Genomic DNA, 12,159 nt, shown 5'->3' with positions numbered 1-12,159 from the left:
CGCGCGCTGATCCACCGGGGATCACGGGACAGCCCTCGGGCGAGCCTCAGCCGCCGTTCCTCGGGGCCCACATGATCACGGCCATGCCCGCCAGGCAGATCAGCGCGCCGGTCAGGTCGAAGCGGTCCGGACGGTAGCCGTCGGCGACCACGCCCCACAGGATCGACCCCGCCACGAAGATGCCGCCGTAGGCCGCGAGGATGCGGCCGAAATGGGCGTCCGGCTGGAAGGTGGCGACGAACCCGTACGCGCCGAGCGCCAGCACGCCGCCGGTCACCCACAGCCAGCCCCGGTGTTCGCGCACACCCTGCCAGACCAGCCACGCGCCGCCGATCTCGAAGAGGGCGGCGACGGCGAACAGGGCGGCGGAGCGCAGGATCAGCATGGGGGAAGCCTGGCACGTGCCCCGTGTTCACCTGTTGGAGGGCGCCTGCGCCCCGGCACGCGTGGCATACATCGGGTGGGCGGAACCGGTGACGGAACGGGAGCGGCGGCGTGCGCGTACGGACGAGGGCGTGGCCGCTGCCGGCCGGCAGCGCGGGCGCGCTCCTGTGGGCCGGGGGTCCGGCCCGTGCTGCGGCAGGGCCCGGCTCCGCCTCCCCGGCGGCCGGTGCCGTCCCGGCCTCCGCTCCGTGCGCCGATCTCGCCTTCCCCGGCCACGCCGTGATCGACGGCGACCGGATGGAGGTGCGGCTCACCCCGCGCGACCACGGCCCGGCCGCCGTGTCCCAGGCGAGTGTGCGGGTGCGGTGGTCGGCGGGGCCCGCCGACCACGGTGACGCTGTCGCCGGGCTGCGCGCGGACCGGGGAGCGGACGGTGGTGTGCGGGACCGGCGCGCTCGTCGCGGGCCGGGCGGGGGAGGAGATCCGGCCGGCGGTCCGGCTGCGGGTGCCCGCGCCGGAGGTGACCCTGGAAGTGGAGACCGCGTGGAACGGCGGGGTCACCGACCCCGACCGCACCAACGACCGGCTGCGCGTGCCGGTCCTGCCCACCGGTGACGAGTACTCGTTCTGACCCGCGGACGCGAGGAGGGCGCCATGGCCGGCAACGACGGCGCGCGGCCGGGGCTGCTCGCGGAGCTGGACGCGGTGTCCCGCCGCTACATCGCCTCCTACGCCCTGTTCAACCAGGCCGTGGCCGACCGCATCGGCCTGCACCCCACCGACCTCCAGTGCCTGAACCTCCTCGCCCTGGAGCCCGAGCCCGTCACCACCGGCCGCGTCGCCGCGCTGACCGGCCTCACCACCGGCTCCGCGACCCGCCTGGTGGACCGTCTGGAGCGCGCCGGCTACGTCGTGCGGCGCCGGGACGCGGGTGACCGGCGCCGGGTGCTGGTCGTACCCGTACCGGAGCGGATCGCCGAGTTCCGGCACGTGTGGGAGGAGCTGTCCGGGGACTGGTCGCGCATCTTCGGGGAGCTGGACGACACCGAACTCGCCGTGATCATCGGGCACATGCGGCGCACGGTGGAGTTCACCGGGGAGCGGATCGCCCGGCTGCGCGCGGCCCGGGACGCCGAGCCGGGGCGTGAGCGCCGGTGAGAGCCGGGTAAAAAGGGCGCCCCCGGGCCCCCGGCCCCGGCCGGAGTGCCGCCGCCCTTGGCAGACTGGGGGCGTGCCCCACACCGTGCCCCACACCACGCCCCCCACCGTGCTCCTCGCCGAGGACGACCGTGCCATCCGCCACGCCCTGGAGCGGGCCCTGACCCTGGAGGGCTACGCGGTGACGGCGGTCGCCGACGGCGTCGAGGCGCTGGCGCAGGCCCACCGCACCCCGCCGGACGTGCTGCTGCTGGACGTGATGATGCCCGGCATCGACGGCCTCCAGGTCTGCCGGGTGCTGCGCGCCGAGGGCGACCGCACCCCGATCCTGATGCTCACCGCGCTGGTGGAGACCGCCGACCGGATCGCGGGCCTGGACGCGGGCGCCGACGACTACGTGGTGAAGCCCTTCGACGTCGAGGAGGTCTTCGCCCGCCTGCGCGCCCTGCTGCGCCGCACGAGCCCCGTCCCGGCGGGCGAGCCCGGTCCGGCGCGGGACACGCAGCTCTCCGACCGGCAGATCGAGGGCGCGGGCATCCGCATGGACCTCCAGGCCCGCCGCTCCTGGCGCGCGGGACGCGAACTGGAGCTGACCCGCACCGAGTTCGAGCTGCTGGAGCTGCTGGTGCGCAACGCGGGCATCGTGCTCGACCACGCCACCATCTACGACCGCATCTGGGGTTACGACTTCGGTCCCGGCTCGAAGAACCTCGCCGTCTACGTCGGCTACCTGCGCCGCAAGCTGGACGCCCCCGGCGCCCCGCAGCTCATCCACACCGTGCGCGGTGTGGGGTACGTGCTGCGGGAGGAGTAGTGGGCCGCACCTGGCGGCTGCCGGGCGGCTCCCGTACCGGGCTGCGCTCGCTGCGCACCACGTTCGCCGTGTCGTTCGCGGCCGTCACCGCCGCCGTCACGATCCTGGTCGGCATCCTGTCCTACGGCTCGGCCGCGCGGCTGGTCCGGGTGGACCAGCAGTCGGTGTTCACGCAGGTCGTGGGGGACGTGCGGGCCGAGGTGCGGCAGCATCCGATGACCCCGGACGACTTCTCCTCCGCCCGGCCCGGCCACGACCTGGTGCGGCCCGCCCGTACGGACGTCCAGGTGCTCGGGCCGGGCGGCGAGGTCGTGGACCACGGTTCTCCCGGCCTGCCCGTCACCGCCCGCGACCGCGAGGTGGCGGGCGCGCCCCGGGCGGGAAGGCTCGCCGAGCACAAGGACGTGCGGGTCGGCGAGGACCTCTTCCGGGTGGCCACCGTCTCCCTCGGCGGGGGCCGGGGCGCGGTGCAGGTGGCGCAGGAGTTCAGCGACACCGAGGACCTGCTGCGCGCCCTCCAGCGGCGCACGCTGATCCTGATGGCGGCCGTGGTGGTGGGCGCGGGGCTGTTCGGCTGGTGGCTGGCCCGCCGCATCACCCGGCGGCTGGTGCTGCTGACCTCCGCCGCCGAGGACGTGGCCCGCACCCGCCGTCTGGGGATCCAGGTGCCGGTCGCCGGGCCGGACGAGGTGGGACGGCTGGGTCGCGCCTTCGACCGGATGCTGGGCCGGCTCGCCCAGTCCGAGGAGGACCAGCGGCGGCTGGTGCAGGACGCGGGCCACGAGCTGCGCACCCCGCTGACCTCGCTGCGGACGAACATCTCGCTGCTGCGCCGGATCGACGAGCTGCCGCCGGAGAGCCGCGAGGACCTGGTGGCCGACCTCACGCTGGAGGCGCGGGAGCTGACCGACCTGGTCAACGAACTGGTGGACCTGGCCGCCGGGCAGTCGGACTCCGAGCCGCCGCAGCGGGTCGACGTCGCGGACATCGCGGAGGACGTGGTGGGGCTGGCCGGGCGCCGTACCGGGCGGCGGATCGTGCTGGCGGTGAGCGGGGACACCTGCGCGCAGGGCCGGCCCGGGCTGCTCCAGCGGGCGCTGTCGAACCTGGTGGAGAACGCGGCCAAGTTCGACCGGGAGGGGACGGAGCCCATCGAGGTGCGGGTGGCCGGTGCGGCGGCGGGGACGGTCCGGGTGGAGGTGCTGGACCGGGGGCCCGGTATCGCCGAGGGCGACCTCCTGCGCATCTTCGACCGCTTCTACCGGGCCGCGGACGCGCGCTCCCAGCCCGGCTCGGGGCTCGGGCTGTCCATCGTCCGGGAGATCGCGATGTCCCACGGCGGGGCGCCGTTCGCCTACCGCAGGGAGGGCGGCGGCGCGGTGATCGGATTCACGGTGGGCGGGGGTGCGGGCCCGCTCTAGGGCCGCTCCTCCTCGGGGCCCCGGCGGGCCGCGGACAGGGTCCAGGCCAGGTTGCCGACCGCCGCTCCGGCCGCGACCGCGGCGACGATCACCCCGCCGGTGGTCAGGCCGTCGCTGAACAGGTGCGGGCGCTGGTCGAGGCTGTGCAGGCCGAAGCCGCACAGTTCGTAGACGCCGACGGCCGCGAAGGCGAGGCTGACGAAGAGCAGGGTCAGGGTGGGTTTCAGGTCCCGCACATCGACGACCGGCGTCGACGCGGTTCGCGCCGGTTCGGTCTCGGATCGTGTCTGGTGCATGTCTCCCCGATGAACTGGCTTGTGGCTGGGGGCGGTTGAATACCTACGATACGTAGGCCCGGCCCGGTGCGGGCGGGATCGCCGCGCGGTTGCTCCCTGGGTGCGGAGAACGACGGCCGGCCCCTCCGGGCGACGGCTGTGGCGTCCGGACTGGCGAGCGAGGCCGCGTGCACGGCCCCCTCCATCATGGCCGACGGCTCAGTGCCGCAGCGCAGTCCCCACATCGGCCCGTATGTCGCCGGACAGCTCCCGGTGGCTGCGGGCGGTGGCCCTGCCGGTCGCGCCGGCCGCGACGCCGTCGACGTCCACGATCACCGCGTCCTCCAGATCGCCCTTGGCATCACGGAAGTTGACCTGCACGGTGAATGACTTCCGCTCGCCGGCGGTGTTCTTCGCGGACACCTCGGCCGCGGTCACGCCGTCCTTGCCGGTGGTGACCTTTCCCACCGAGACGTCCTTCCCGGCGTCCACCCCGCCCTTGACCTGATCCAGTTTCCGCTTGGCCTCCGCCGTGGCCGAGGCCACCGCGCCGGAGGCGCGTGAGGCGAGGGAGGAAGCGGCGGAGGCGGCCTTGCTGGCCTGCCCGGAGGGGCTGCTGCCGTCCGAGCAGCCGGTCACCGCGACCCCGAGCGCCACCACCAGGGCTGTCCCGACCGCCCGCCGTGTCCCGCACCCAGCCATGCCAGCCTCCCGAGTTCGGCTCCGCTGCCCCCAGTGAAGGGGCGCTCCCCGGTCGCCGCACGCCGGGTGCGGCAGGCGTGCGGCGCGGACACCTGAACGGCCCCTCGCCGCTCGCGCCCGCACGCGGTTCGCGATGTGCTGCTGACACGGCGGGCAGTGCTGGGCGTGGACGGAGGTGGACCGGCATGGCGGATCGGGAGTCGGGCGACGACGAGATGGCCCGGCTGCGTCAGCGCGTGGACGCGCTGGAATCCCGCCCTGCCCCGGTCCGGCACCGGGCGCGCTCGGCGTGCGCGGCCGTACTGATCGTCCTCGGCTGCCTGCTCGCGCCGCTGGCCCTGGTGGCCACCTGGACGGCCGACCTGGTGGACGACACCGACCAGTACGTCGCCACGGTCGCGCCCCTCGCGCAGGATCCCGCCGTGCAGGACGCCGCCGCCGCCCGGATCACCGACGAGCTGATGCGGTACCTGGACCTGAGCGATCTGCTGAAGGAGGCGGCCCCGGCCGACCGGCCCGGGCTGGAGAAGGCCCTCGGCGCGCTCGGGGGCACGCTCGACGACGCGATCTCCGGGTTCGTCCAGGACAAGGCGCGCGAGGTCGTCGCGTCCGACACCTTCGCCCGCTTCTGGACCGACGCCAACCGCCGGCTGCACACCACCGTCGACAAGGCGCTGACCGGCAGCGGCGGTGGAGCGGTGCAGATCAAGGGCGACGCGGTGACCGTCGATCTGGCGCCGGTCATCCAGGAGGTCAAGACCCACCTGGTTGACGCGGGTCTGAAGGCCGCGGCGAACATCCCGGACGTGCACACCGACTTCACGGTCCTGCGGACGGAGAAGGTCGCCGACCTCCAGACGTACTTCCGGCTGCTGCAACTGGCCGGGGTGTGGCTGCCCGTCGTCGCCGCGCTGCTGCTCGCCGGCGGGGTGCTGCTCGCGGTGCGCCGCCGCCGGGCGCTGGTCGCGGCGGCCCTCGGCTTCGCCGTCACCGCCCTCCTGCTGGGCGTGGGGCTGACGGTCTTCCGCGCCTTCTACCTGGACGCGCTGCCCGCCTCGGTGTCCCAGCCCGCCGCCGGGGCGGTCTACGACACCATGACCCGCTTCCTGCGCACGGCGGTACGGGCGGTGATCGCGCTGGGTGTGATCCTCGCCCTGTCGGCCTGGCTCAGCGGCCCCGGCCGCCACGCCCGCACCGTCCGCCAGATCTGGCACGCGGGCATCGGCGCCGCCCGTGCGCAGACCGACCGCCTCGGCTTCCGCACCGGCCCGGTGGGCCCCTTCGTCCACCGCTACCGCGTCTGGATCGGCTGGCTGCTGGTGGCGGGGGCGGTGGTCGCGTTCGTGCTGTGGCCGCACCCCACCGGCTGGGTGGTGGTGGGCATCGCCCTGGTCCTGCTGTTCGTGCTGGCTGTGATGGACTTCGTGGGGGAGGAGCGGACGGCGTGAGCCGTCAGGCGGCGGTGCGTCCGCCGTCCGTACCGGGAGTGGCTCCCGGCACCGGCGGGGGGACAGGCGATGCCGTGCCGCGGGCCGTCCGGCCTGGGCTCAGGGCCACACCAGGCAGTAGGGCTGGTGCCCCGCCTCGTGCAACCGGTGGCTGAAGTCCTGCCACTCGTGCAGAAGCCGGTAGACGTTGAAGGCGTCACGGGGGCCGCCGCGGTCCGGGACCGTGGACCAGATGAAGGCGGCCGCGCCGACCGCTTCCTCGCCGATGTCGCGAAGGGGGTCGACGACGGTCATGGGGAGCTTGACGACGGCGTAGTCCGGGTGGAGGACGACGAGTTCGAGGGGCGGGACCTTGTGCAGGGGGACGCCCTCGATGCCGGTCAGCACCATCGCGGCCATCGTCTCGGGCTTGATCTTGGTGAACATGCCATTCATGCCCAGTTCGTCGCCGCCGAGTTCCTCGGGACGCATCGAGATGGGGACGCGGGCGGCGGTCGCGCCGTCCGGCGCACCGAAGTATTTGTACGTCACCCCCACCCGACCACCATTTCTGTTCCCCGCCCCGAGGCCGGCGGTCCGCTCGGGCCCACTCGGTGGACCCTGTGCCTGATGCGTGTCGGCCTGACGTGTTTCGGTCGCTTCCTCCGCCTCGCGTCGGTGCCTTCCCCGCCGGGCTCGCCGAGGACCCAGGTCGTCAGTCCCCTCGCCCAGTCCGCCACCGCGATGCATATCTCCACCCGAGTGCTTTTCTAGGACGCGTGGCCCCCGCCGCGCAACCCGATCATCGTGTCAGTGACCTCCCCCACGGCCGCCCGCCGAAACGTGCGGTCAAACCGAAGTCCGCAGGATCTTCCCGGTCTCGGATCACTACGTGCCGCGGAGGCGTGTGTATCAGGTGTCAGTCTCGCAGATCGTGAAAGACCGGCCAGGAAGGTCGGCCGGATCGGCCCGCGAGAGCGACGGGAGGAGCCCCGGACCCCGCCCCGACGGGGCACGACGCCGCCGCCGGACCGCTCCGCCTACCCTGAGGGGGTCACCACCCCACCGGAGTCCGAGAAGTCGGAGAAGCCGCACGTCATGAGCGAAACGCCCTACCCCTACGAAGCGCCCGCCTCGCAGGCGCTCTTCGACCGCGCCTCCGAGGTCACGCCGGGTGGCGTGAACTCGCCGGTGCGTGCCTTCCGCGCGGTCGGCGGCACGCCCCGGTTCATGGTCTCCGGCAGCGGGCCGTACCTGACCGACGCCGACGGGCGGGAGTACGTCGACCTGGTGTGCTCCTGGGGTCCGATGATCCTGGGCCACTCGCACCCCGAGGTCATCGCCGCCGTCCAGGAAGCGGTCGCGCGCGGCACGTCCTTCGGCACGCCCGGCGAGGGCGAGGTCGCGCTCGCCGAGGAGATCGTCGCCCGCGTCGAGCCGGTCGAGCAGGTCCGCCTCGTCAGCAGCGGCACCGAGGCCACCATGTCGGCGATCCGGCTGGCCCGCGGCTTCACCCGGCGGTCCAAGGTGATCAAGTTCGCCGGCTGCTACCACGGTCACGTCGACTCCCTGCTGGCCTCCGCCGGCTCGGGCCTCGCCACCTTCGCGCTGCCGGACACCCCCGGTGTCACCGGGGCGCAGGCGGGCGACACCATCGTGCTGCCGTACAACGACCTCGAGGCCGTGCAGGAGGCGTTCCACCGGCATCCCGGCGAGATCGCCTGCGTGATCACCGAGGCGTCGCCGGGCAACATGGGCGTCGTCCCGCCGGACCCCGGCTTCAACCAGGGCCTGAAGGACGCCTGCGCCAAGAACGGCGCGCTGTACATCTCCGACGAGGTGATGACGGGCTTCCGCACCTCCCGCGCCGGCTGGTACGGCGTCGACGGGGTGAAGCCCGACCTGATGACCTTCGGCAAGGTGATGGGCGGCGGCTTCCCCGCGGCCGCGTTCGGCGGGCGCGCCGACGTCATGGCGCACCTCGCCCCGGCCGGCCCGGTGTACCAGGCGGGAACCCTCTCCGGTAACCCGGTCGCCACCGCCGCCGGCCTCGCCCAGCTCCGGCTGCTGGACGAGGCGGCGTACGACAAGGTCGACGCGGTGTCCGCGCAGATCCAGTCGCTGGTCACCGAGGCGCTCACCAAGGAGGGCGTGGCGCACCGGCTGCAGCACGCCTCCAACATGTTCTCGGTGTTCTTCACCGACCGGCGGGTGCGCACCTACGAGGACGCCAAGCGGCAGGAGTCGTTCCGCTTCACCGCGTTCTTCCACTCGCTGCTGGCGAACGGCGTGTACCTGCCGCCGTCGTCCTTCGAGTCCTGGTTCGTGTCCACGGCCCATGACGAGCGGGCCATCCAGAAGATCGCCGACGCCCTCCCGGCGGCGGCCCGAGCCGCCGCGGAGGCGACCGCGTGACCAGCCCCGAGCATCCCGAGACCCCGGCCGGTGAGAAGGACGTCACCGTCGTCCACCTGATGCGCCACGGCGAGGTGCACAACCCCGGCGGCCTGCTGTACGGGCGGCTGCCCGGCTACCACCTCTCCGAGCTGGGCCGGCAAATGGCCGAGCGGGTGGCCGAGCACCTGGCCCCGCGCGACATCACCCGTGTCGTCGCCTCCCCGCTGGAGCGGGCGCAGGAGACGGCCGCCCCGATCGCCAAGGCGCACGGTCTCGACCTCGCCACCGACGCCCGGCTCATCGAGGCCGACAACGTCTTCCAGGGCAAGACCTTCGGGGTCGGGGACGGCGCCCTGCGCAACCCGGACAACTGGAAGCACCTGGTCAACCCGTTCAGGCCGTCCTGGGGCGAGCCGTACGTCGACCAGGTGGTGCGGATGATGGGCGCGCTGAACGCGGCCAAGGACGCGGCGCGCGGGCACGAGGCGGTGCTGGTGAGTCATCAGCTCCCGATCTGGATCGTGCGCTCCTACGTCGAGCGGCGCCGGCTCTGGCACGACCCGCGCAAGCGGCAGTGCACGCTGGCCTCGCTGACGTCCTTCACCTACCTCGGTGACAAGATCGTCTCCGTCGGCTACAGCGAGCCCGCGATCGACCTGGTCCCGGCGCATCTGCGTGCGGGGGCCAAGCCGCGGAAGGGCTCCGAGGTGCAGGGCAAGGCCTTCGGCGCCTGAACCCGCCGATCGAGGAACCTCCCCGTTCGTCACATCATCTGACTGGGTGAAAACCAGTGAGCGTGACGAATCGGGGAGCTCCATGCAGACCATGACCCGGCGGGGGATACTCGGCCTCGGCGCGGGGGCGGCGGCGGCCGGACTCGCCGGCTGCGGTACCTCCGCCTCCGTGGACGGAGGCAGGCACCCGAGCGGTTCGGGCAGGCCCTCGCCGGGCCGCACCCCGGCCAAGGTCCGCCCCATCGGAGACGGCTCCACCGCCTTCACCGGCAGGCAGCCCCACCAGCCCGCCCGTCCCCAGCCGCTGGAGCCCGGTCAGACCCCGCCCCAGTTCGTGGTCTTCTCCTGGGACGGCGCCGGCGAGGTCGGCAACGGCCTCTTCCCGCGCTTCCTGGACCTGGCCAAGGAGCACGGCGCGAGCATGACCTTCTTCCTCTCCGGGCTGTACCTGCTGCCCGAGTCGAAGAAGCGCCTCTACGACCCGCCGAACAACCCGCGCGGCGCCTCCGACATCGGCTACCTCACCGACGAGCACGTCAAGGCCACGCTGACCAACGTGCGCCGGGCCTGGCTCGAGGGCCACGAGATCGGCACCCACTTCAACGGGCACTTCTGCGGCGGCTCCGGCACGGTGGGCCACTGGACGCCCGCCCAGTGGCGCAGCGAGATCGACCAGGCCAGGAAGTTCGTCAAGGAGTGGCGCACCAACACCGGCTGGACCGACCTGCCGGCGCTGCCCTTCGACTACGACAAGGAACTGGTCGGCGGGCGCACCCCCTGCCTGCTCGGCCAGGACAACCTGCTGCCCACCGCCCGCGAGCTGGGCTGGCGCTACGACGCCTCCTCGCCCGGCGGCCGCCAGATGTGGCCGGTCAAGCGCCAGGGCGTCTGGGACCTCCCGCTCCAGCAGGTGCCGTTCCCCGGACGCTCCTTCGAGGTGCTGTCCATGGACTACAACATGCTGGCCAACCAGTCGGTCAACTCGACCAAGGCCCCGTCCTACAACTACCCGGGCTGGCGCAAGCAGTCGGCGCAGGCGTACATCAGCGGCTTCCAGCGCGCCTACGAGACCAACCGGGCGCCGTTCTTCATCGGCAACCACTTCGAGGAGTGGAACGGCGGGATCTACATGGACTCCGTCGAGGAGGCGTTCAAGCACGTCGCGCGCGAGCGGGAGAAGGGCGCCGACGTGCGGCTGGTCTCCTTCCGGCAGTTCACCGACTGGCTGGACGTGCAGCGGCCGGAGGTGCTGGAGAAGCTTCGCACCCTGGAGGTCGGGCAGAAGCCGGCTGGGGGCTGGAAGACGTTCCTGGCCGATGGACCGAGCGGCACCGGCGGTACGGGCGACAAGAGCGCCAGCCCCGACACCGCTTGATGACATGTCTGTTATGTCCGGTGTAAATGCCCCCTGAAATGGACATTTCGGCTCGACAGGGGGGTGGGCGAAACCGTCGGAACCGCCATGCGAAACTTTTCACATGAGTACCCGTAGCCGCGCCGCCCTGCTCGGTGCCGTGGCCGCCGCCGCGGCCCTGACCCTGTCCGCGTGCGGCAGCGGCGGGACCTCCGGCGGTGGCGGCGACACCAACTTCGTCACCGGCCACAACGGCATAGACACCGCGTCCCGGAGTGAGCGCGCCAAGGCGCCGGAGCTGTCGGGCAGGACGATCGACGGCAAGACCCTCGACGTCGCCGACTACAAGGGCAAGGTCGTCGTCCTCAACGTCTGGGGCTCCTGGTGCGGGCCCTGCCGGGAGGAGGCCAAGTACTTCTCCAAGGTCTCCAAGGCTTACGCCGGCAAGGGGGTGCAGTTCGTCGGGATCAACACCCGCGACACCAGCACCACCCCGGCCCTCGCCTTCGAGAAGGCCAACGGGATCTCGTACCCGAGCCTGTACGACCCGACCGGCAAGCTGATGCTCCGGTTCCCCAAGGGCACGCTCAATCCGCAGCTCATCCCCTCCACGCTGATCCTGGACCGGGACGGGAAGGCCGCCGCGCGGGCGCTGGAGGCGCTCGACGACACGGCCCTGCTGAAGATGCTCAAGCCGGTCCTCGCGGAGAAGTGACGTGAGCGCTCTGCTGACGCTCGCCGCCGTGACGAGCCGGAACGAGACCGTGCTCAACGGCGCCCTGCTGCTCGCCCTGCCCGTCGCGGTGCTGGGCGGGCTGGTCTCCTTCTTCTCGCCCTGCGTGCTCCCGCTGGTTCCCGGCTACCTCTCCTACGTGACCGGCGTCACGGGCACCGACCTCGCCGACGCCCGGCGCGGCCGGATGACCGCCGGCGCCAGCCTCTTCGTCCTCGGCTTCACCGTGGTGTTCGTCTCCGGCGGCGCCCTGTTCGGGTACTTCGGGCAGACGCTCCAGGGCTACAAGGGCGTGCTCACGCACGTCCTCGGCGTCCTGATGATCCTGCTCGGCATCTTCTTCATGGGCCTGATGCCCTGGCTGACCCAGCGCGAGTTCCGCTTCCACAAGCGCCCCGCGACCGGCCTGATCGGCGCGCCGGTGCTCGGCGCGCTCTTCGGGATCGGCTGGACGCCCTGCATCGGCCCGACCCTCGCCTCCGTGGTCGCCCTCTCCTCCCAGCAGGCGAGCGCGGGCCGGGGCGCGATACTGACCGTCGCGTACTGCCTCGGGCTCGGCGTGCCCTTCGTGCTCACCGCGATCGCCTTCCGCAAGGCGCTCGGCGCCTTCGGCTGGGTCAAACGCCACTATGTCTGGGTGATGCGCGCCGGCGGCACGATGATGATCGTGACCGGCGTGCTGCTGCTGACCGGTGCCTGGGACAGCCTGGTGCAGGAGATGCAGACCTGGTCCGACGGCTTCTCTGTGGGGATCTGAACG

Annotated in this window: 14 protein-coding genes; 10 read left to right on the top strand and 4 right to left on the bottom strand. The window is 72.8% G+C overall.

Translation table 11 applies throughout. The features are described from left to right. Nucleotides 1-46 precede the first annotated feature (46 nt). Complete coding sequence (locus ACWCV3_RS04425; RefSeq protein ID WP_451218130.1) at nucleotides 47-385, bottom strand: YnfA family protein; 339 nt, start codon at nucleotides 383-385, stop codon at nucleotides 47-49. A 432-nt stretch (nucleotides 386-817) separates the two neighbouring features. Between ACWCV3_RS04425 and ACWCV3_RS04420 the strand changes: the two genes are divergently transcribed. From ACWCV3_RS04420 to ACWCV3_RS04405, 4 genes are all read left to right on the top strand, one after another. Further along, nucleotides 818-1,015: a hypothetical protein gene (locus ACWCV3_RS04420; RefSeq protein WP_451218127.1), complete on the top strand. Its 198-nt coding sequence runs from the start codon at nucleotides 818-820 to the stop codon at nucleotides 1,013-1,015. A gap of 23 nt (nucleotides 1,016-1,038) precedes the next feature. Further along, on the top strand, nucleotides 1,039-1,542 hold the full coding sequence (locus tag ACWCV3_RS04415; protein WP_451218124.1) for a MarR family winged helix-turn-helix transcriptional regulator: 504 nt from the start codon (nucleotides 1,039-1,041) through the stop codon (nucleotides 1,540-1,542). A 109-nt stretch (nucleotides 1,543-1,651) separates the two neighbouring features. Next, nucleotides 1,652-2,356, top strand: a complete 705-nt coding sequence (locus tag ACWCV3_RS04410) for a response regulator transcription factor (RefSeq protein WP_451218253.1) — start codon at nucleotides 1,652-1,654, stop codon at nucleotides 2,354-2,356. Next, nucleotides 2,356-3,777: a HAMP domain-containing sensor histidine kinase gene (locus ACWCV3_RS04405; protein ID WP_451218121.1), complete on the top strand. Its 1,422-nt coding sequence runs from the start codon at nucleotides 2,356-2,358 to the stop codon at nucleotides 3,775-3,777. Before ACWCV3_RS04410 ends, ACWCV3_RS04405 begins: the two co-directional genes overlap by 1 nt. On the opposite strand, the gene ACWCV3_RS04400 is transcribed toward ACWCV3_RS04405, so the two are convergent. Next, the gene (locus ACWCV3_RS04400) at nucleotides 3,774-4,073 is read right to left on the bottom strand and encodes a hypothetical protein (RefSeq protein WP_451218118.1); all 300 of its coding nucleotides are present in this window, start codon (nucleotides 4,071-4,073) and stop codon (nucleotides 3,774-3,776) included. The two genes, ACWCV3_RS04405 and ACWCV3_RS04400, sit on opposite strands and share 4 nt — an antisense overlap. A 198-nt stretch (nucleotides 4,074-4,271) precedes the next feature. Next, nucleotides 4,272-4,754 (bottom strand): hypothetical protein, encoded by a 483-nt coding sequence (locus tag ACWCV3_RS04395; protein WP_451218115.1) that lies wholly within the window; start codon nucleotides 4,752-4,754, stop codon nucleotides 4,272-4,274. Between the two features lie 185 nt (nucleotides 4,755-4,939). Here ACWCV3_RS04395 and ACWCV3_RS04390 point away from each other — a divergent pair, with 185 nt between their 5' ends. Next, on the top strand, nucleotides 4,940-6,202 hold the full coding sequence (locus ACWCV3_RS04390) for a hypothetical protein (protein WP_451218112.1): 1,263 nt from the start codon (nucleotides 4,940-4,942) through the stop codon (nucleotides 6,200-6,202). A 99-nt stretch (nucleotides 6,203-6,301) separates the two neighbouring features. Here the strand turns inward: ACWCV3_RS04390 and ACWCV3_RS04385 are convergent, their stop codons facing one another. Continuing rightward, the gene (locus tag ACWCV3_RS04385) at nucleotides 6,302-6,931 is read right to left on the bottom strand and encodes a hypothetical protein (RefSeq protein WP_451218109.1); all 630 of its coding nucleotides are present in this window, start codon (nucleotides 6,929-6,931) and stop codon (nucleotides 6,302-6,304) included. 348 nt (nucleotides 6,932-7,279) lie between these two features. On the opposite strand from ACWCV3_RS04385, the gene hemL reads away from it, so the two are divergent. The 5 genes from hemL (at nucleotide 7,280) to ACWCV3_RS04360 (ending at nucleotide 12,156) form a co-directional block, all read left to right on the top strand. Beyond that, nucleotides 7,280-8,596 carry a glutamate-1-semialdehyde 2,1-aminomutase gene (gene hemL / locus ACWCV3_RS04380; protein WP_451218106.1) on the top strand — a complete coding sequence of 439 codons (1,317 nt, stop codon included), beginning with the start codon at nucleotides 7,280-7,282 and terminating at the stop codon, nucleotides 8,594-8,596. 59 nt (nucleotides 8,597-8,655) lie between these two features. Then, the gene (locus tag ACWCV3_RS04375) at nucleotides 8,656-9,312 is read left to right on the top strand and encodes a histidine phosphatase family protein (protein WP_451218250.1); all 657 of its coding nucleotides are present in this window, start codon (nucleotides 8,656-8,658) and stop codon (nucleotides 9,310-9,312) included. A gap of 82 nt (nucleotides 9,313-9,394) precedes the next feature. Further along, nucleotides 9,395-10,687, top strand: a complete 1,293-nt coding sequence (locus ACWCV3_RS04370; protein WP_451218103.1) for a hypothetical protein — start codon at nucleotides 9,395-9,397, stop codon at nucleotides 10,685-10,687. 103 nt (nucleotides 10,688-10,790) lie between these two features. Then, on the top strand, nucleotides 10,791-11,381 hold the full coding sequence (locus ACWCV3_RS04365) for a TlpA family protein disulfide reductase (RefSeq protein WP_451218100.1): 591 nt from the start codon (nucleotides 10,791-10,793) through the stop codon (nucleotides 11,379-11,381). A gap of 1 nt (nucleotide 11,382) precedes the next feature. After that, nucleotides 11,383-12,156 (top strand): cytochrome c biogenesis CcdA family protein, encoded by a 774-nt coding sequence (locus tag ACWCV3_RS04360; RefSeq protein ID WP_451218097.1) that lies wholly within the window; start codon nucleotides 11,383-11,385, stop codon nucleotides 12,154-12,156. Nucleotides 12,157-12,159: the final 3 nt, after the last annotated feature.

The organism is Streptomyces sp. NPDC001781 (assembly GCF_053596035.1).
This window is presented reverse-complemented; position numbering and strand designations above follow the sequence as displayed.

Coding starts and splice junctions, on each gene's coding strand:
- ACWCV3_RS04425 (WP_451218130.1), bottom strand. CDS start 385: ATGCTGATCCTGCGCTCCGCCGCCCTGTTCGCCGTCGCCGCCCTCTTC.
- ACWCV3_RS04415 (WP_451218124.1), top strand. CDS start 1,039: ATGGCCGGCAACGACGGCGCGCGGCCGGGGCTGCTCGCGGAGCTGGAC.
- ACWCV3_RS04400 (WP_451218118.1), bottom strand. CDS start 4,073: ATGCACCAGACACGATCCGAGACCGAACCGGCGCGAACCGCGTCGACG.
- ACWCV3_RS04395 (WP_451218115.1), bottom strand. CDS start 4,754: ATGGCTGGGTGCGGGACACGGCGGGCGGTCGGGACAGCCCTGGTGGTG.
- ACWCV3_RS04390 (WP_451218112.1), top strand. CDS start 4,940: ATGGCGGATCGGGAGTCGGGCGACGACGAGATGGCCCGGCTGCGTCAG.
- ACWCV3_RS04385 (WP_451218109.1), bottom strand. CDS start 6,931: ATGCATCGCGGTGGCGGACTGGGCGAGGGGACTGACGACCTGGGTCCT.
- hemL (WP_451218106.1), top strand. CDS start 7,280: ATGAGCGAAACGCCCTACCCCTACGAAGCGCCCGCCTCGCAGGCGCTC.
- ACWCV3_RS04375 (WP_451218250.1), top strand. CDS start 8,656: ATGCGCCACGGCGAGGTGCACAACCCCGGCGGCCTGCTGTACGGGCGG.
- ACWCV3_RS04370 (WP_451218103.1), top strand. CDS start 9,395: ATGCAGACCATGACCCGGCGGGGGATACTCGGCCTCGGCGCGGGGGCG.
- ACWCV3_RS04365 (WP_451218100.1), top strand. CDS start 10,791: ATGAGTACCCGTAGCCGCGCCGCCCTGCTCGGTGCCGTGGCCGCCGCC.